At 68.6% G+C, this 17,839-nt stretch carries 17 protein-coding genes and 1 pseudogene; 5 read left to right on the top strand and 13 right to left on the bottom strand.

The window, feature by feature from the left end; genetic code table 11:
* Positions 1-10: 10 nt before the first annotated feature.
* The 8 genes from P7L68_RS14460 to P7L68_RS14425 form a co-directional block, all read right to left on the bottom strand.
* Positions 11-1,813, bottom strand: a complete 1,803-nt coding sequence (locus tag P7L68_RS14460; protein ID WP_372006327.1) for an FAD-dependent oxidoreductase — start codon at positions 1,811-1,813, stop codon at positions 11-13.
* 168 nt (positions 1,814-1,981) lie between these two features.
* Complete coding sequence (locus P7L68_RS14455; protein WP_062765492.1) at positions 1,982-2,989, bottom strand: sugar-binding transcriptional regulator; 1,008 nt, start codon at positions 2,987-2,989, stop codon at positions 1,982-1,984.
* 60 nt (positions 2,990-3,049) lie between these two features.
* On the bottom strand, positions 3,050-3,973 hold the full coding sequence (locus tag P7L68_RS14450; RefSeq protein WP_322111416.1) for an ABC transporter permease: 924 nt from the start codon (positions 3,971-3,973) through the stop codon (positions 3,050-3,052).
* Positions 3,974-4,083: 110 nt separating this feature from the next.
* Entirely contained in the window at positions 4,084-5,649 is a 1,566-nt protein-coding gene (locus tag P7L68_RS14445; RefSeq protein ID WP_372006326.1) for a sugar ABC transporter ATP-binding protein, read from the bottom strand.
* Between the two features lie 104 nt (positions 5,650-5,753).
* On the bottom strand, positions 5,754-6,791 hold the full coding sequence (locus P7L68_RS14440; protein ID WP_372006325.1) for a substrate-binding domain-containing protein: 1,038 nt from the start codon (positions 6,789-6,791) through the stop codon (positions 5,754-5,756).
* Between the two features lie 322 nt (positions 6,792-7,113).
* Complete coding sequence (locus P7L68_RS14435; protein ID WP_372006324.1) at positions 7,114-7,815, bottom strand: TetR family transcriptional regulator; 702 nt, start codon at positions 7,813-7,815, stop codon at positions 7,114-7,116.
* Positions 7,816-7,931: 116 nt separating this feature from the next.
* Positions 7,932-8,228, bottom strand: coding sequence for a helix-turn-helix domain-containing protein (locus P7L68_RS14430; protein ID WP_372006323.1), 297 nt, complete (start codon positions 8,226-8,228; stop codon positions 7,932-7,934).
* 180 nt (positions 8,229-8,408) lie between these two features.
* On the bottom strand, positions 8,409-9,167 hold the full coding sequence (locus P7L68_RS14425) for an SDR family oxidoreductase (protein ID WP_372006322.1): 759 nt from the start codon (positions 9,165-9,167) through the stop codon (positions 8,409-8,411).
* A 220-nt stretch (positions 9,168-9,387) separates the two neighbouring features.
* On the opposite strand from P7L68_RS14425, the gene P7L68_RS14420 reads away from it, so the two are divergent.
* From P7L68_RS14420 to P7L68_RS14400, 5 genes and pseudogenes are all read left to right on the top strand, one after another.
* Positions 9,388-11,283, top strand: coding sequence for an acyl-CoA synthetase (locus P7L68_RS14420; protein WP_372006848.1), 1,896 nt, complete (start codon positions 9,388-9,390; stop codon positions 11,281-11,283).
* Positions 11,284-11,298: 15 nt separating this feature from the next.
* A pseudogene (locus P7L68_RS14415) lies at positions 11,299-11,646 on the top strand (MarR family winged helix-turn-helix transcriptional regulator); the annotation flags it as partial.
* A gap of 192 nt (positions 11,647-11,838) precedes the next feature.
* Positions 11,839-12,609, top strand: a complete 771-nt coding sequence (locus tag P7L68_RS14410; protein ID WP_372006847.1) for an enoyl-CoA hydratase — start codon at positions 11,839-11,841, stop codon at positions 12,607-12,609.
* A 95-nt stretch (positions 12,610-12,704) separates the two neighbouring features.
* The gene (locus tag P7L68_RS14405; protein ID WP_372006321.1) at positions 12,705-13,022 is read left to right on the top strand and encodes a hypothetical protein; all 318 of its coding nucleotides are present in this window, start codon (positions 12,705-12,707) and stop codon (positions 13,020-13,022) included.
* A gap of 5 nt (positions 13,023-13,027) precedes the next feature.
* Entirely contained in the window at positions 13,028-13,720 is a 693-nt protein-coding gene (locus P7L68_RS14400) for a helix-turn-helix transcriptional regulator (RefSeq protein ID WP_372006320.1), read from the top strand.
* Here P7L68_RS14400 and P7L68_RS14395 read toward each other — a convergent pair.
* The 5 genes from P7L68_RS14395 to P7L68_RS14375 all read right to left on the bottom strand — a co-directional run bounded on the left by P7L68_RS14395 (position 13,689) and on the right by P7L68_RS14375 (position 17,729).
* On the bottom strand, positions 13,689-14,642 hold the full coding sequence (locus P7L68_RS14395; protein WP_372006319.1) for a metal ABC transporter substrate-binding protein: 954 nt from the start codon (positions 14,640-14,642) through the stop codon (positions 13,689-13,691). The two genes, P7L68_RS14400 and P7L68_RS14395, sit on opposite strands and share 32 nt — an antisense overlap.
* Complete coding sequence (locus tag P7L68_RS14390) at positions 14,639-15,523, bottom strand: metal ABC transporter permease (RefSeq protein ID WP_372006318.1); 885 nt, start codon at positions 15,521-15,523, stop codon at positions 14,639-14,641. Before P7L68_RS14390 ends, P7L68_RS14395 begins: the two co-directional genes overlap by 4 nt.
* A 14-nt stretch (positions 15,524-15,537) precedes the next feature.
* Positions 15,538-16,281 carry a metal ABC transporter ATP-binding protein gene (locus tag P7L68_RS14385; RefSeq protein ID WP_372006317.1) on the bottom strand — a complete coding sequence of 248 codons (744 nt, stop codon included), beginning with the start codon at positions 16,279-16,281 and terminating at the stop codon, positions 15,538-15,540.
* Entirely contained in the window at positions 16,281-16,442 is a 162-nt protein-coding gene (locus tag P7L68_RS14380) for a hypothetical protein (RefSeq protein ID WP_372006316.1), read from the bottom strand. Before P7L68_RS14380 ends, P7L68_RS14385 begins: the two co-directional genes overlap by 1 nt.
* A gap of 129 nt (positions 16,443-16,571) precedes the next feature.
* Positions 16,572-17,729, bottom strand: a complete 1,158-nt coding sequence (locus P7L68_RS14375) for an NADH:flavin oxidoreductase/NADH oxidase (protein WP_372006315.1) — start codon at positions 17,727-17,729, stop codon at positions 16,572-16,574.
* Positions 17,730-17,839: the final 110 nt, after the last annotated feature.

Below are 17,839 nucleotides of genomic sequence, written 5' to 3'. Positions count from 1 at the left end.
GGCCCTTTCTTCAAGCCAGGTGTTCAGAGGCAGGTTCGGTCCGGGCCCGGCTTGCGGCCCGGGTTGTGTCGTTGCGCGCGCGGAGCATGTCTTCGGTCACGTCGTGCAGCGCGGCCAGCCGGTCCAGCGTCCGGGCGCGTTCATCGGCGGCCCGGTCCGCCGTCCAGCCGCGCTCCCCGGCCAGCAGCGCCAGCAGTTCATCCAGCAGATCGGCCGACAGCTCGCCCGAGATGGCGAGCGAGGTGCGACGGCAGATCAGGTCTTCCAGCGCCTCGACATGCTCGCCCCGGATCAGATGGCGGATCTCGGCGGTGCCATAGCCCGGATGGGTTGCCAGCGGCCGGTCGCCCGCGGCCACGAAATCATCCGCCAGCCGGCGCGCGGCAGAGCCGTAACGTTCGGCCAGCGCCCGTGCCCGGTGGGCACCGATCCCCGTCGCGGCCGCCAGATCGGCGATCCAGCGCTCCCGCGCCGGCCCGGCCGGCGGGAAATCGCGGCCGCCGCCGATCGCGAGCGTGTCGGTCGACACCCGCCGTCGCCCGCCCAGCCGGCCCAGCGCCTGATCGGCGGCGATCTCGCCGAAGCCGCGGAAGGTGGTCCATTTGCCGCCGATCATGCACATCACCGGGAAAGGCAGCCCCGCTTCTTCAGGCACGAAGCGGCAATGGTGATCGCGCGGGATCTGCCCGGTGGTCGCCGCCGCGGCATTGGTCAGCGGCCGCACGCCCGAGAAGGTATAGAGGATCTGGTCGGGCGTGATCTCGATATCCGGGAAGACGAAGCGCAGCGATTGCAGCATGTAGGCCCGCTCGTCGGTCTCGCAATGCACACCCTCCGGCGTGTCGACCTTGATGTCGGTGGACCCGATCAGGACATTGCCGAAATAGGGGAACAGGATGCAGACCCGGCCTTCCTGGTTCTCGTAATAGATCATCTGGTCGCCCAGCGCCTTCAGCAGCCGCGGGTTGCGCACGATCAGATGCGAGCCCTTGGTGCCGCCGATCATCCGCGGCAGCGCACCGGCACCGGGGGCATCCACCAGGTTGGCCACCCGCCGGTTGGTCAGGTCGATCCAGGCGCCGGTGGCGTTCACCACCAGCTTCGGCCGCAGGCGGAATTCCCGGCCGCCGATGCGGTCGCGCAGCAGCAGGGCATCGCCGTCGGTGCCCTCGGCGGCCAGATAGTTCACCGCCACCGCATCGGGGCAGGTCGCTTCCAGATCGCGGATCATCTCCAGCCCCAGCCGTTCGGGATGGGTGATCCAGGCATCGTAATAGGTTGCGCTGCACTTGACCTTCGGATTGAGGTCGGGCCAGTCCCGCGCGGTCCGGGCCTTGCCGGCGAAGCGATGGGTCGGCACCATCCGGCTCTTGCGGGTGAAGATGTCGTAGAAGGTGAGCCCCAGCTTCAGCACCGCAGCCCCGCGCCGGCCAGGTTTGCGGCTCAGCCCCAGGAACCGCAGCGGCGCATTGCCGATGCCTGAGAGATATTCGAAGACTGGCACGGTGGTGGCGAGCGGCGCCACGAAATGCGGCGCGTTGCGCAGCAGGAGGTCCCGCTCGCGCAATGCCTCGCGCACCAGATCGAACTCGCCGTTCTCCATGTAGCGCAGGCCGCCATGGATCATGCGCGACAGGGCACCGCTGGCACCGGCGCAGTAATCCTGCGCCTCTGCCAGCACCACCCGCAGCCCCTGCAGGGCCAGTTCACGATAGACGCTGATCCCGTTGATGCCGCCGCCGATCACGACGACGTCAGGATCGGGCGCCTTGGCCAGAACATCCAGCCGGTATCCGCGTGTGCGGGTGGTCATGACGGGCAGGCCTCCGGAAAACTGCGGTGACGCGAAACAAGGGACGGGAAAGCGAGGGGGGTGGGCCGGCGGCGCGGAGACAAAGCCTCCCCTCGCGCATCGCAAGGCTGCGATGCGGCGGGCGTCGTCGGCGGAAAGATCCTGAGGGCGGGGGGTGGGGGGTCGGGCTCAGCTCCGGGCGGCAGGTGCCTCCGCCTCAAGGCCGGGCAGCACGGCATCGGCCGTGGTCTCGTCGGTCACCAGCCCCTTCAGATGCCGGCCGCGCAGTACGGCGCGGATCGGGCCGATCTTGGCCGGCCCGACCGCGACGCCCATCGAGAACGGCACGCGAGAGAGTTCCTCCGGGGTGACCGCCACCAGCCGGTCGTTCATCTGATAGCGGCAGACCCGCCCGGCCCCATCCAGAAGATGGGCGAGCAGTTCGGCCTCGGCGCCCGAGCGCTCGATCTCCGTCCGGTCGTCGGCGAGTTCCGGATGGAGGTCGTAGTATGAGCTGCCGGCCGGCGTGACCGAGCCCACACCCACCACCGCGATATCGGCATGGCGCGCCCGGTCCAGGATGTCGCGGGTGGAGCGCATATCGATCAGCATCTCGCGCTGGTCCACCGTGTCGGCGAACATCGGCGCATGGATGCGATGGGCGCGCCCGCCCAGCTTCTCGGCCATCTGCGCCGCCACATAGTTGACGTCGGTATAAAGCGGCCCTTCGACCAGGCCGGTTGCGGGCACCACCGACACGTCGTAGCGCCTGGCCGGGTTCAGCCCGGCGACCAGGGCGCTGACGCCCTTGCCGCCCGAAATGCAGATCGTGTCGCCATCCTTGAGGCGCGAGAGCAGCAGCCCGGCCGCCGCCTCGCCCACGCTCGCCAGCGCCACCTCGTCATTGGCCGACAGGTTGGGCACCACCAGCGCCTCCATCAGCCCGGCCGCGCGGGCCAGCCGCCGCTCCAGCTCCAGCGAGGGCTGGAAGGGCGCACGGACGGTGATCTCCACCATGCCCAGATCATGGCCCTGCTTGATCAGCCGGCTGACCGTCGCGATCGACTGGCCGGTCAGACGGGCGATCTCGGCCTGTTTCAGGCCCTCGACATAATGCATCACCAGCGCCCGGTAGATCCGACGGGTCAGGTCGTATTGTCTGACATCCCCGGTGGGCGTCCGGTCGTCATGCCGCATGGTCACTCTCCGCATGGGCACCCGACGTTTGAGCGGTTCGGTCATGGGTCGGGTGGCAGGTCAGGCGCGTCTGCGGTTCAGCATATGGTCGACCGAGACCGCGACAAGCAGGATCAGACCTTTCACCATATCCTGCCAGTAGACCGAGACGTCGAGCAGGATGAGCGAATTGGTCACCAGCGACAGCAGGGCGACCCCCAGCACCGCGCCCAGCACCGAACCGGACCCGCCCTTCAGGCTGGCGCCGCCGATGACCGCGGCCGCGATCACGTTCAGCTCCATGCCGACGCCGAAGGTGGGGGTGGCGGCGCCGAAGCGGGCCATGAAGATCACCCCGGCAAGCCCGGCCAGGGCCGAACTCAGCACCGTCACCCAGAAGATGACGCGCGAGGTGCGGATGCCGGAATAGTCGGCCGCCTTGGGATTGCTGCCGGTATAGAACACCCGGCGGAAGGCCACGGCCCGGCGCATCAGCAGGTCGAAGACCACCACGATCGCCAGGAAGATCAGGATCACCACCGGCACCTGACCGAGCGAGCCCTGGCCGACGAATTTGAACTCTTTCGGCAGCGAGAACAGCGACAGCGGCGTGCCCTCGGTGATCACCAGGCAGGCGCCGCGGACGATCACCATCATCGCGAGCGAGGCGATGAAATGGTTGAGACCGATCCGCGTGACACAGGCGCCCATGATCACGCCGCACATCGCCGCCGCGGCGATGCCGCCCAGCGATGCCGTCCAGGGGTCGACGCCCAGCAGGAACAGCTTGCCCGCCACCACCATGGCGAAACAGACCACCGCCCCCACCGACAGGTCGATGCCGCCCACGATCAGCAGGATGGTCATGCCGACCACCACGATGCCCTCGATCGAGAACGAGAGCATCAGCGCCTTCATGTTGGCGACGGTCAGGAAATAGGGCGAGGCGAAGCTCATGATCACGAACAGCGCCGCGATGATCACGATCAGCCCGGCCTCGCGCATCTTGTTGAACCGGGCAAGCAGGGACAGCCGCGGTTCGGCCGGCTGCGCCCCGGCCCTGATGTCTCCGGTCTCCCGCCCGTCAGTCTCTGCGCGGTTGGTTTCTGCCGTGCTCATGGCCGCAGGCTCCCTTCGCCGGCGGCGCCGGGGGCGCCCACGCCGGATGCAAGTCGGATGATGTGTTCCTCGGTCATCCCAGGCCCCGCCACCTCACCGGCGATCCGGCCTTCGCGGATCACCAGGATGCGATCGGCCAGGCCGATCAGCTCGGGCAGTTCCGACGAGATGACCACGACCCCCCTGCCCTCGGCCGCCAGGCCGCGGAGGATCTGATAGATCTCGGATTTGGCGCCGACATCGACGCCGCGGGTCGGCTCGTCCAGGAAGACGATGCGCGGGCCGGTCAGCAGCAGCTTGGCGATCGCCACCTTCTGCTGATTGCCGCCCGACAGCTCCGACACCTTCTGGCCGGGGCCCGCCATGCGCAGCGACATCCGCCGGCCGAATTCGGCCGCCTGGGCCGCCTCGGCACGGCCGTCGATCATGCCCAGCCGGCCGGCCACCCGGCCCGGATCCTGGGCCGAGACATTGGCCGCGATCGACATGTCGAGGAATACGCCCGCCCCCTTGCGGTCTTCGGAAAGATAGGCGAGGCCCTGTTTCGTGGCGCCGCGATAGTCGGGGATCCGCGCCTCGTGCCCCTCGACCACCACCCGCCCGGCCGCGCGGTGGCGCAGCCCGCAGACGGTCTGGGCGATCTCGCTTCGCCCGGCACCCATCAGCCCGGCCAGACCCAGGATCTCACCGGCCTTCAGGTCGAAGGCGATATCGGCGATGTGGTCGTCGGCATCGGCCAGCCCCTCCACCTGCAGCAGCACCGGCGCGCCTGCGGGCACGCCCGGCTTTTCCGGGTAGAGGTCGCCCAGCTCGCGGCCGACCATGCGTTCGGCCACCTCTTCGGGCGTCGTGTCGGCGATCGCCTTCGTCACCACCTTGCGGCCGTCGCGCAGCACCGTGATCCGGTCGCAGATCTCGAAGATCTCGGCCATGCGGTGGCTGATATAGATGATCGCGATCCCCCGCGCCTTCAGCGTGCGGATCACGTCGAACAGCCGCCGGGTTTCGGCCTCGGTCAGGGCGGCCGTCGGCTCGTCCAGGATCAGGATCCGGCAGTCGAGCGTCAGCGCCTTGGCGATCTCGACCAGCTGCTGGGCCGAAATGCCGATCTGGCCGACCAGCGTATCCACCGGCATCGGATGCAGCAGCCCCAGCACCGCCGCGGCCTTGCGCCGCAGCTCTCGCCGGTTCAGGAACCAGCGGCCGCGGGCATGGGGTGCCGCCATGAAGATGTTCTCGGCGATCGAGATATCGGGGCAGAGGGCGATTTCCTGATGCACGAAGCCGATGCCCCGCGCCTGGGCCTCGGCCGGCCCCGACAGATGCACCGCTTCGCCGAACAGCTCCACCCGGCCGCCATCGGGGCGGTGGATGCCGTCGATGATGTTCATCAGCGTCGACTTGCCGGCACCGTTCTCGCCGGCAAGCGCATGGACCTCGCCCGCCTTCAGGTCGAAATCCACCCCGGTCAGCACCCTGACCGGGCCGAAGGATTTGGTGATACCGCTCAGCTTCAGGACAGTTTCGCCCTGCGCGCCGGCCACCGGTTCAGGATGGGTCATGGATCAGCCGGACCGTTCTCGGGTGGTGCTGAGGCAAGGAAGAGAAGGCAGGCGCATGCCGGGCGGGCGCCCCGCCCGGCCGCAGGGGCAGACGCCCCCTCACCTCACTCGTCGATCCCCTTGGTGCCGCGGCGCTTCAGGTAAGCGTCCCAATAGAAGTCCTGGGCATTCTCAGGGGTCACGACCGAGAAGCCGTTGTCGATCACCGGCAGGGTGAACGGGTTGAAGCCGCTGCGCTTGTAATCGTTCATCGGGTCGATCAGGTCGGGATGGGCGGCCAGGAACAGCATCATGAAGCCCATATAGCCCTGCACGCCCTGGTTCGGATTGATCGCGCCGAACATCTGGCCGGCCTTGATCATGTCGAGCACCTTGGCGTTCACATCGACGCTCATGACCTTGATCTTGCCGCCAAGTTCGTTGGCTGCCTGAGCGGCACCCAGTGCGGAGCTGGCCTCGGGCATGAACACGGCGCCGAGCCCGGGATGGGCCTGGGCCATGGTCAGCACCGCGTTATAGGCGCGGGTCGGGTCCTGATTGGTGGCGGTGCGCGCCACCAGCTTCATCTCCGGATACTTTTCCTCCATCTGCCTGATGAACGACGACACCCGGCGGTCGTGATTGTCCTGGCCCGGATTCTCAAGGACGGCATAGGCGCCCTTGCCGCCCATGGCCCTGGCGAGCGTGTCGGCCGCGGTGGCACCCTCGCGGAAATTGTCCGAGGTGACATAGGCGACGCGCTTGCTGTTGGGCGAATCGGCCGCGAAGGTCACGACCGGGATGCCCATCTCTGCGGCGCGATCGATCGGCTCGATGAACGGATCGGGGTTCATCGGGTGCAGCAGCACGCCCGCCGGCTGCTTGGCCAGCACCTGTTCGAAGGTCGCCAGCTGCTTGGTGACGTCATAATCCGGCGTGCCGGTATAGACGGTCTTGCAGCCCATCTGATGGGCGGCCTGCTTGAACATCTCATAGACCGGGAACCAGTACTCGACGCCCGACACCATGACGTTCATGGCATAGGTCTCGCCTTCCTTGCAGCGGAAGGGAGACGTCTCTTCGGCCTTGGCCGCGGCGGTGGTCATGCCCATCCCGGCCACGGCGATCGCCCCCGCGAGCAGGGCGGCGGTGAAAGTCTTCATCTCGGCGTTTCCCCAACGTCTCGGACCGGGATCGCTTGGCTTCGGATCCCTCGGCGCCCGTTCTGGCCCATACCCTCCGCCCGGCCCTCCCGGCCTGCGTCGGTGCTTCACTGCGGCCGCATCCCGCGGCCCGATGGTGGTTGTGAAAGTTTTTTCATATATCAGAATTTCTTTCACGCTCCGACGTTACGGTGACGTGACGGGCCGAGTCAAGGGGACCGGAACACGCAAAAAAGCCGGTGCCGCTCGCCTCTCGCGCGCAGGCACCGGCCATCACGACCGGTCGGATCAGGGAATAAAAGAGGGATGATTCGGATTTATGTCAGGCGGGTTCTTCCGGACGGGCGGCCAGCCGCCCCAGGAACATGTCCCGCAGGGAATTTCCCATCAACCGGCTGAAATCAATCCGATAGGGCGCCATCTCGGGCCGCTCGTACAGCCCGGCCAGATTGGGCGGCGGCATCGTGACGTGATGGCAACCGATCAGGCACACGAACAGGCCCGGCATGATGTCGACCGCGTCCCGCAGCGACAGGCCGAGCACCCGGCCGAGATCGCGGGCAATGTCGTTCAACCGCTCGATCATGCCGATCTTCACCGCATAAAGCGCGTCCGGATCCAGCCGCGGTTCCAGCGAGCCATGCAGCGCGGCATTCAGCCGGGCCATCAGCGGCACGTCCATACAGGCCCCCACCACGGCGGCCGCCGCAGCCCGGGCCGCATCGGCGGCATAGCCCGCCCGCGCCGGATCGGCCGCCGGTTTGGCGGCAAGCCGCGCCTCCAGCCGGTCGAGCCAGGCCAGGGTGGTGCGCTCATAAAGCGCCAGGAACAGCGCTTCCTTGGATGGCGCATAAAGATAGACCGTGCCCTTGGCCACACCGGCCGCGCGCGCGACCTCTTCGATGCCCACCGCCTCGATCGTCGGCGCCGCCTCGTAAAGCCGCCGGGCGGCATCGAGGATCGCCTCGCGCCGGGCCGCCTTGGCTTCGGTACTGCGTGCGCGCCGTCCGGGGGCAATGGTCAAGGGGGCTCCATCCTGGCCGGTGGGCGGGACGTCCGCACGGATCGTCCCATCTGGGTGCCAGAATGGCCGGGAAGTCGCAGCGGGGCAAGGCCGGGACAGGGGCCGGCATCCCGAAATCAGACGGCGCGGAGAGCCTTGATCACCGCGTCGGGCGCCCGCTCGATCACAAGAAGATAGGCGCGCGTGGGCCCTTCGGGCTGGCGAATCCCCTGCTCCCAATGGCGCAGAGTGTTGACGCTGAAGCCGAACCGGCCGGCAAACTCTTCCTGCGTCAACCCCAGGCCCGTCCGAATGGCCTTGACGTCGATTTTCGGCGGCACATGCACGCGATAAAACTGCTTGTCCGCCATACCGTCCGCATAGGCCACCGCCTGCTCCAGACCACGCCGGATGCTGTCTGCCATAGTGCTCATTGCGCTCTCCGCGTCCGGCTGTTCACCAGCTTACCGCCATTTTCTGCCCAAAAGAGAATAGCGCTTCAGTTGCTCCATTTTCATGTTGGATCAACAAAATGCACAGATCGGCATGTCGGCCTGCGCGCACACGCAAAGCGGAGGGGCGCCGCCGCGGCGCCCCTCCGGCTGTCACGAAGCTCAGAGGTCCTGCGCCGTCGGGCGGATGACGATTTCGTTCACGTCGACCGTTGCCGGCTGGGCCATGGCATAGGCCACGGCATCGGCGATCGCCTCGGGGCCGATGGCGATTTCCTGGAAGCGGCGGACCATTTCCGCCACCTCGGGCACGGTGATCGTGTCGGCAAGCTCGGTCGCCACCGTGCCGGGCGAGATCACCGTGGTGCGGATCTTCGGCCCCGCCTCCATCCGCAGCCCTTCCGACAGGGCCCGGACCGCAAATTTGGTGGCGCAATAGACCGCGGCGCCCGGGAAGACCTTGTGGGCGGCCACCGAGGCCACATTGATCACATGGCCGCGACCCTGGGCCTGCATCTTCGGCAGCACGGCGGCGATGCCGTAGAGCACGCCCTTCAGGTTGACGTCGACCATCCGTTCCCACTCCTCGACCTTGCCGGCGGCAAGCGGTGAAAGCGGCATGAGGCCGGCATTGTTGACCAGCACGTCGATCGCGCCGAAACGGGCTTCGGTCTCGTCGGCCAGACGCTGGACCGCCGCCCGGTCGGCGATATCGACGGTGGCGATGGCGGCCGTGCCGCCGGCGGCGCTGATCTGGGCGGCAAGCGCCTCAAGGCGGTCGGTGCGGCGGGCGGCGAGCATCACGGCAGCGCCGTCGGCGGCAAGGCGGCGGCCGATGGCGGCGCCGATACCGCTGCTGGCGCCGGTGACGAGAACGGTGCGGCCCGCAAAGAGCCGGCTGCTGGAGACGGGTGTGGACATCGACGGATCCCCCTGAATGTCGTGAACCGTGAGAGACAATAAATGACCATTGGTCATTTATTCTGCGACACCGGTCACAGGTCGGGACATACCGCTCTCGCGTCTCGACCGGGCGCCCCGGAACGGGCATCATCCGGCAACACCAGGCCTGAAAAAACAGAACCAAGGGAGACCGCCCCGCATGCCCATGACGACCAGTCCCGCCGCCACCCGTCACCCGATGGGGCCCCGGTTCCGCATCGCCTCGATCGCCGATGTCGAGCGGGTCGAGACCGAGATGCCGCTGGATCAGCGTCTGGCCTTCACCAGCACCTATGACGCGCTGCGCTGGTCGGCGATGGCCTATGGCGATGCCCCTGCGATCACCCATCTGTCGGCCGGCACCGCCGACGAGACCCCGCGCGAGCTTGGCTACACCGTCTTCTTCGAGATGGTGACCCGGGCCGCCAACGCTTTCGCGGCTCTCGGTCTCGGGCGCAGCGATGCCGTCGCCATGCTGATGCCCAACCTGCCCGAAACCCATATCGCGCTCTGGGGGGCAGAGGCGGCCGGCATCGCGGCGCCGATCAACCCGCTGCTCGGCATCGACCAGATCGTCGAAATCGCCGAGGCGGCGGATGCGAAGCTGATCCTGGCCCCCGGCCCCATCCCCGGGCTCGACCTCTGGGAGAAGGCGCTGGCCGCGGCCGAGCACCTGCCGGGCATCACCGCGATCATCAAGGTCGGCGGCGGGCCGGTGGACATGGCGGCGCATCCGAAGGTGAAGGACTGGGGGGCCCTGCTCACCGCCGCCCCCGCCGACCGGCCGGTCGGCTGGTCGGAACCCGGCCCGGACGACGTCTGCGCCTATTTCCACACCGGCGGCACCACCGGCACGCCCAAACTCGCCCGCCATCTGCACCGCAACGAGCTTTATATGGGCTGGATCCTGTCGCGGGTGATCGACATGTCGCCGGCCGATTGCACGCTGTCGGGCCTGCCGCTGTTCCATGTCAATGCCGTCCATGTCACCGGCCTGGCACCGTTCATGGCCGGTGCCCGGGTGCTGCTCGCCACCCCGGCCGGCTATCGCAACCCCGATCTGATCCGCAATTTCTGGAAGATCGTCGAGCGCTATCGGGTCACGACCTTCTCCTCGGTCCCGACGGTGTTGACCGCGTTGATGCAGGTGCCGGTGGCCGGCGCCGATCTTTCCAGCCTGCGTTTCGCCGTGGTCGGTGCCGCCCCCCTGCCGCTGGAGGTGATCCGCGGCTTCGAGGAGCTGACCGGCATCAAGCTGCTGGAAGGCTACGGCCTGACCGAGGGCACCTGCGCCTCGGCCGTGAACCCGCCCTATGGCGAGGCGCTGGCGGGTTCGGTCGGCATCCGCTTTCCGTACCAGCCGATGAAGACCGTGATCCTGGATGCCGACGGCAAGGTGGCGCGTGATGCCGCCATCGACGAAATCGGCGTGCTGTGCCTCAAGGGCCCCAATGCCATCTCGGGCTACAAACAGAGCCGGTTCGATGCCGGGCTGTTCGTCGGCGACGGCTGGATTTCGACCGGCGATCTGGCCCGTATCGATGCCCGGGGCCGGATCTTCCTGGTCGGCCGCGCCAAGGATCTGATCATCCGCGGCGGCCACAACATCGACCCGCAATCGATCGAAGAGGTGCTGCACGCCCACCCCGCCGTGGCGCTGGCGGGCGCCGTCGGCCGCCCCGATGCCTATGCGGGCGAGATCCCGGTCGCCTTCGTCACGCTGAAGCCCGGCACCACCGCCACCTCCGACGAGCTGGTCGCCTGGGCGCGCGAGCGGGTGCCCGAGCGGCCGGCCGCCCCGCATGAGGTGATCATCCTGGCCGAGATGCCGGTGACCGCGATCGGCAAGATCTTCAAGCCGACGCTGCGCCAGATCGCCACCGACCGGGTCTATGCGGCCGAACTGGCCGCGCTGGATGGTGTGGCCGCCACTGTTGCGACCGGTCCCGACGATCGGCTCGGCACCTGCGCGGTGGTTACGCTGACCGCTGCCGACGGCACCCCCTTGCCCGAGGAGGAGCGGCCGGCGCTGGTCGATCGAGTGGAGCAGATCCTGGGGCGTTTCCCGGTGCCGCATCGGGTCGTCTTCGGCTGAGATACATCGACGTCGATGGATATTGAAATGCATCGACGTCGATGCATATACTTCGACGTCGATGCAGTTCGGAGACGGGAGCGCATGTCGAAACCACCCCGCCTGATCCACCTTCTGGCCGCCGCCAACCGGCGGGTGATGGCGATCGCCGAGGCGGGGATCGAGGATCTGGGCATCACCACCTCGCAATCGGCGGCGCTGTTCGTGCTGGGGGAGCGCGGGCCGTCGTCGGTGACGGCGCTGGGGGCGGCGCTGGATCTTGGCCAGTCCGCCACTTCGACCCTCGTCCATAAGCTGGAAGCGGCCGGGCTCGTCGCCCGCACCGATGATCCGGCCGACCGGCGGGCGGTCACTCTCCGGCTCACCGAGCGTGGCGAGGCGATCCGCCGGATCGCCGCGCGCCGCGCCAACGACCTCACCCGCCGCATGGCCCACGGGCTGTCGCCTGAGGAGCGCGCGGTGATCGCGCATTGGCTGAAGACGGTCGGCACGAACCGCGATGCCGATCTTCCGCCCGAGGATCAGGAAAGCACCCCCATCATGACGTCACCGATCGTGACCGACGATATCCGCACGACCACCGCCGACGGGATCATGGAGATCGTCTTCGCCCGCCCGGCCAAGAAGAACGCGATCACCAACGAGATGTACGGCGCCGTCGCCGACGCGCTGGAAGCGGCCGAGGCCGATGATGCGATCCGCGTGGTGCTGATCCGCGGCGAGGGCGGCGATTTCACCGCCGGCAACGACCTCAGCGATTTCGCGAAGATCGCCGCCGGCCAGGGCCCGGCGGTGCGCCATGTCCAGCGGGTGCTGAAACAGCTTGCCCGGATGCAGAAGCCGGTGGTGGCGGCCGTGCTGGGCCAGGCGGTCGGCATCGGCACCACCATGCTGCTGCATTGCGACCTGGTCTATGTCGCCCGGGATGCCAAACTCTCCACCCCCTTCGTCGGCCTGGCCCTGGTGCCGGAAGCGGCATCCAGCCTGCTGCTGCCGGCCGCGATCGGCCATCGCCGCGCCTTCGCGATGTTTGCCCTGGGCGAGGTGCTGAGCGGTTTCGACGCGGCCGAGATCGGCCTGGTCAATGCGGCCCTGCCCGCCGACGATGTGCTCGGCGCCGCACGCACCGCCGCCGGCCGGCTTGCGCTGCAGCCGATCGGCGCGCTTAAGGCGACCAAGGGGCTGATGCGCGACGCGGCCGCCATCGCCACGGTGATGGACACGGAAAGCCGGCTGTTCTTCGAGCGTCTGCAAAGCCCCGAGGCCCGCGAGGCCTTCACCGCCTTTGCCGAGCGGCGGAAGCCCGACTTCACCAAACCCGGCTGATCACGATGCGTTCACGTCTCCTGACAAGATGCTGTCAGGAGACGTGCGCTATGGATGGGGCGCAGATGGGACAACCCAGACAAGGCCTCAGCCCCATGGACCAGATCAGTCAGCCTTCCCCGGTTCTCGAAATCGTCCGCTTCCGCCTCAGGCCCGGCATCGACCCGCAGGCCTTCACCGCCGATGCCGCCCGCATGGACGGCTGGCTGGCCACCCGCCCCGGCTTCGTGCGCCGGCGCCTGGGCCTCGCCGATATGGGGGTCTGGATCGACTGCATCGAATGGCAGGATCTGGCGACAGCCCGCGCCGCGGCCGATGCGCTGATGCGGGAACCCACGGCCCGCCCCTTTCTTGCCGCGATCGACGGGGGTAGCGTGGTGATGACCCATCTCGACATCGCCCATGCGAGCTGACGCCGATGCGCCGCGCCGACCGCCTCTTCGCCATTCTTCAGTCGCTTCGGGGCGGTCGGCTGCGCACGGCACAGCAGCTGGCCGACGAGCTGGAAGTCTCGGTCCGCACGGTCTATCGCGATCTGGCCGATCTTCAGGCCCAGGGCGTGCCGGTGGATGGCGAGCGCGGCATGGGCTATCTGCTCCGCGACGGTTTCTTCCTGCCGCCGCTGGCATTGTCGGCCATAGAGCTTGAAGCCCTGACCTGGGGTGTCGCCATGGTCCGCGCCCATGCCGATGAAAGCCTGGCCCGGGCGGCGGAAGAGCTGGAGATCAAGCTCCGCGCAGCCACCCCCACCCGCGGCATGACCATCCCCACCACGGCCGCCGCCTATGGCTTCCGCCTGACCGCCGCCGACCGCCAGCGGCTGAAGGCCGCGCGCGAGGCGATTGCAACCCGCGAGAAGCTGATGCTCGATTATGCCGATGCGGCCGGCGCCACATCCGAACGGGTGGTCCGGCCGCTGGAATTGCAGCATTGGGGCGCGGTCTGGACGCTGACCGGCTGGTGCGAGCTGCGCGGCGATTTCCGGGCCTTCCGCATCGACCGGATCCGCCAGCTCACTCGCACCGGCGCACATTTCCGCCCCGAGCCCGGCAAGCGGATCGAAGATTACATGGCGCTGGTCAGGTGCGAAGCGCAGCCACCAGCGTCCTGACATTGTAGTCCATCATCTCCAGATAACTCGCAGCCGGCCCGCCCACGGGCGAGAGTGCGTCGGAATAGAGCGTGCCGCCGATCCTGGCATCGGTTTCGGACGCGATCCGCTCCAGCAGCCGCGGATCGGAGATGTTCTCCATGAACACCGCCGGGATCTTCTCCGCCCGGATCTGATCGATCAGCTTCGCGACATCGCCCGCCAAGGCCTCTGCCTCGGTGCTCACCCCCACCGGTGCCAGGAATTCGACGCCATAGGCGGCCTCGAAATAGCCGAAGGCATCATGGGAGGTCACGACCTTGCGCCGCTCGGCCGGCACGCTCGCGATCTCAGCTCGGATCCGGGCGTCGAGCGCATCGATCTTCTTCAGATAGGCGGCCGCATTGGCCTCGAAGACCGGCCTGTCGTCGCTGTCGGCCGCAACCAGCGCCTCCAGCACATTGTGGACATAGATCCGGGCATTGCTCAGGCTCTGCCAGGCATGGGGATCGGTGCCGCCATGATGGTGGTCATGGCCTTCACCGCCGGCGTGATCATGATCCTCCTCGCCCTCCTCCGCCTCGGCCATCTGGCGGGGCACGATGCCGGTGGTCGCGACCGCGACCGGGCCGTCATAGCCCGACGCCTGGACCAGACGGTCCATCCAGCCCTCGAAGCCCAGACCGTTCATCACCACCAGATCGGCATCGGCGACGGTGCGGGCATCGGCGGGTGCCGGCTGCCAGACATGGGCATCGCCATCGGGGCCGACCAGGGTGGTGACGCGCACCCGGTCGCCGCCCACCTGCTGCACCATGTCGCCCAGAATGCTGAAGCTGGCGACGACCCTGATCGGCTCGTCCGCCGCAAGGGCGGGAACCGGCAGCCGGAGGGCAAGCGCAACCAGCGCGCCCGCGGCCAGCAGATGGCGGCGGTTGATCATGAGACGGTCCTTTCTGTCCGGGGGGAAGGGTCCGGGAAGAGCCGGCGGCGCGCGCCGGCAGGGGCGGCCAGCAGCGCCGCCAGATAGCAGACGCCGGCCGCCAGAATGATCGCAGGGCCGGAAGGCAGGCCCAGATGATAGGAGAGCAGCAGCCCGACCACCCCAGAGAGGAAGGCGATCGCCACCGCGACCAGGATCCGGGGCAGCAGGCCATGGGGGGCCAGGAAGCGTGCCGCGGCAGCCGGCAGGATCATGATCCCCACCGACATCAGCGTCCCCAGGGCATGGAAGCCGCCCACCAGATTCAGCACCGACAGCACCAGCAGCCCGTAATGGGCCATGGGGCTGGAGCGGCCCACCGCGCGCAGGAAACCGGGGTCGACGCATTCCAGCACCAGCGGCCGCCAGATCACCGCCAGGGTCAGCATCGACACCGAGGCGATCCCTGAGAGCAGGTACAGCGCCGCATCGTCCAGCGCCAGCACCGATCCGAACAGCACATGCAGCAGATCGACATTGCTGCCGCGCAGCGACACGATCAGCACGCCCACCGCCAGCGACAGCAGGTAGAAGGCGGCCAGGCTTTCATCCTCGCGCCCGCCGGTGCGGCGGGCGACCAGCCCCGACAGCACCGCCACCACCAGCCCGGCGATCAGACCGCCCAGGGTCATCCAGGCGAGCGACAGCCCGGCGGCCAGATAGCCGATCGCCGCCCCGGGCAGGATGGCATGGGACATGGCGTCGCCGGTCAGGCTCATCCGCCGCTGGGTCAGGAACACGCCGATCGGCGTCGCCCCGAAGGCCAGCGCCAGACAGCCGGCCAGCGCACGGCGCATGAAGGCATAGTCGGCAAAGGGGCCGATCAGCAGGTCGTGGATCATCCGGACCCCGTCGTTCAGCTCTGCCGCGCCCGGGAGAGATTCCCGGCCGTCAGCACGCGATGGGTGGGGCCGGCGGCGATGATCCGTCCTGCGATCAGCAGGCAGTCGGGGAAATGCGCGCGGATCACATCCAGATCGTGGAGCACCGCCAGCACGGTGCGGCCCTCTTCATGCCAGCCGCGGATCACCTGGATCAGCTCGGCCGCCGTCGCCTCGTCGATCGCGGCAAAGGGCTCGTCGAGCAGGATCAGCCGGGCGTCCTGAAGCAGCAGCCGGGCGAAGAGCAGGCGCTGCATCTGCCCGCCCGACAGTGCGGCGATCGGCCGGCCCGCCAGATCGGCGATGCCCACGGTCTCAAGCGCCTGCAGCACCGCCGCCCCCTGCCGCCGGCCGATCGCCCGGAATGGTCCCAGCCGCTGCCAGAGCCCCATCGCCGCCATCTCGGCCACACGGATCGGAAAGCTGCGGTCGATCTCGGTCTGCTGGGGCAGGTAGCCGAGGGCGCGCCGGCCGACCCCGCCGAGGTCGATGCGCCCCGCCTGCGGGGAAAGCTGCCCGGTCAGGGCCTTGAGCAGGGTGGATTTGCCGGCCCCGTTCGGCCCCGCGATGGCGGTCAGGCTGCCGGGGGCGAGCGTCAGGCTCAGCCCCTCCACGGCCGGCCGGCCGGTTCCGTAGCCGAGGGTCAGCCCGGTGCACACGACCTGCGGCCCCGGCACAGATATGGGAGAGAGCCGCCCGGCGGCGGCAGGCGACATCATCACCGGATCGCCCCCATCACCGCCAGCCACAGCAGGGCGACCGGCACTGCCGCCACCAGCAGCCGGCGCAGCACGCCGACGCCCAACGCGCTTCGCGTCAGCGCCTCCCCCGGCGGCGGATGGGGAAGAGGCGGCGTGGCGACGGGGCGATGCATGTCCATGGCCTCAAGGTCCGGAAGGAGACGGAACCCTTCCTGCTTACGCCCGCCGCCGCATTAATGCAATAGTATAACATAACTCTTACCAAGCCCGATCCCCGACCGCCGGGGCGGTCGGGTCGCAAGCCCGGGTCAGAGCTGAAGGATGCCGCGGGCGTACTGGTCGGGCCAGGGCAGCTCCGCCCCCAGCGCCTTGGCGGCGCGGAGCGGCCAATGCGGGTCGCCCAGGGTCACGCGGGCCAGCGCGACCAGATCGGCACGGCCATTGGCGATGATCTCCTCGGCATGTTCGGGCTGGGTGATCAGCCCGACGGCAGCGGTGGCGATGCCCGCCTCGCGCCGGATCGCCTCGGCGAAGGGCACCTGATAGCCGGGATAGGCGCGCAGCTTCTGGCGCGGATCGCCGCCCCCCGAGGAACAATCGATAAGATCGACGTCGCCGCGCGCCTTGACCCGCTTCGCGATCTCGACCGAAGCCGCGATATCGAGCCCGCCCTCGACCCAGTCGGAACAGGAGAGCCGCAGGAACAGCGGCAGCTCCGCCGGCCATTCGGACCGCACGGCATCCAGCACCAGCATCAGCGCCGCCATCCGCCGGTCGGCATCACCCCCGAAGGCATCGTCGCGGGTGTTGGACAAGGGGCTCAGGAAGGAATGCAGCAGATAGCCATGGGCGCCATGGACCTCGATGATCCGGAATCCGGCCCGGCGGGCCCGCGCGGTGGAAGCCGCGAAGGCATCGGCGATGCGGCGGATGCCGTCTTCGGTCAACGCCGCGGGCACCGCATGGGCGGGCGAGAAGGTGGCATCGGTCGGCCCCACCGGCTGCCAGCCGCCCTGATCGGGGCCGAGCAGCCCGCCGCCCCGCCAGGGCGCATCGGTTGACGCCTTGCGGCCGGCATGGGCCAGCTGGATCGCCGGCACCGCGCCCTGCCCGGCCACGAAATCGACCACGCGGGCGAAGGCCGCTTCCTGCGCATCCGACCACAGCCCCGGGCACCAGGGCGTGATCCGCCCCTCGGGCAGCACACCGGTCGCCTCGGCAAAGACGATCCCGGCCCCGCCCTTGGCGAAGCCGCCCAGATGCGCCAGATGCCAGTCCCCCACCAGCCCGTCCGGCACGCTGTACTGGCACATCGGCGCAATCATGATCCGGTTGCGCGCGGTGACGCTGCGGAAGCTGATCGGCTTGAACAGCTGCGGATCCCGCCCGGGCGCCGGAATGGCACTCGGCACAGGCGTGGATGCAGGCGCAGAAGCGGGGGTGGCGGCGGCAGGCTTGTCGGACATCGGTCTCTCCGCGAGGCATCGAACGGGATCGCGGAGAGGATGGAACGACCGGGCGGTGGTGCCAAGCCCGGTGTCCACATCACGACGTATTCAAACCCCGTTCGACTTCA

It is taken from the genome of Tistrella mobilis, assembly GCF_041468085.1.
Classification (GTDB): Bacteria; Pseudomonadota; Alphaproteobacteria; order Tistrellales; family Tistrellaceae; genus Tistrella; species Tistrella mobilis_A.
This window is presented reverse-complemented; position numbering and strand designations above follow the sequence as displayed.

Coding starts and splice junctions, on each gene's coding strand:
- P7L68_RS14460 (WP_372006327.1), bottom strand. CDS start 1,813: ATGACCACCCGCACACGCGGATACCGGCTGGATGTTCTGGCCAAGGCG.
- P7L68_RS14455 (WP_062765492.1), bottom strand. CDS start 2,989: ATGCGGCATGACGACCGGACGCCCACCGGGGATGTCAGACAATACGAC.
- P7L68_RS14450 (WP_322111416.1), bottom strand. CDS start 3,973: ATGCGCGAGGCCGGGCTGATCGTGATCATCGCGGCGCTGTTCGTGATC.
- P7L68_RS14445 (WP_372006326.1), bottom strand. CDS start 5,649: ATGACCCATCCTGAACCGGTGGCCGGCGCGCAGGGCGAAACTGTCCTG.
- P7L68_RS14440 (WP_372006325.1), bottom strand. CDS start 6,791: ATGAAGACTTTCACCGCCGCCCTGCTCGCGGGGGCGATCGCCGTGGCC.
- P7L68_RS14430 (WP_372006323.1), bottom strand. CDS start 8,228: ATGAGCACTATGGCAGACAGCATCCGGCGTGGTCTGGAGCAGGCGGTG.
- P7L68_RS14425 (WP_372006322.1), bottom strand. CDS start 9,167: ATGTCCACACCCGTCTCCAGCAGCCGGCTCTTTGCGGGCCGCACCGTT.
- P7L68_RS14420 (WP_372006848.1), top strand. CDS start 9,388: ATGGGGCCCCGGTTCCGCATCGCCTCGATCGCCGATGTCGAGCGGGTC.
- P7L68_RS14405 (WP_372006321.1), top strand. CDS start 12,705: ATGGACCAGATCAGTCAGCCTTCCCCGGTTCTCGAAATCGTCCGCTTC.
- P7L68_RS14400 (WP_372006320.1), top strand. CDS start 13,028: ATGCGCCGCGCCGACCGCCTCTTCGCCATTCTTCAGTCGCTTCGGGGC.
- P7L68_RS14395 (WP_372006319.1), bottom strand. CDS start 14,642: ATGATCAACCGCCGCCATCTGCTGGCCGCGGGCGCGCTGGTTGCGCTT.
- P7L68_RS14390 (WP_372006318.1), bottom strand. CDS start 15,523: ATGATCCACGACCTGCTGATCGGCCCCTTTGCCGACTATGCCTTCATG.
- P7L68_RS14385 (WP_372006317.1), bottom strand. CDS start 16,281: ATGATGTCGCCTGCCGCCGCCGGGCGGCTCTCTCCCATATCTGTGCCG.
- P7L68_RS14380 (WP_372006316.1), bottom strand. CDS start 16,442: ATGGACATGCATCGCCCCGTCGCCACGCCGCCTCTTCCCCATCCGCCG.
- P7L68_RS14375 (WP_372006315.1), bottom strand. CDS start 17,729: ATGTCCGACAAGCCTGCCGCCGCCACCCCCGCTTCTGCGCCTGCATCC.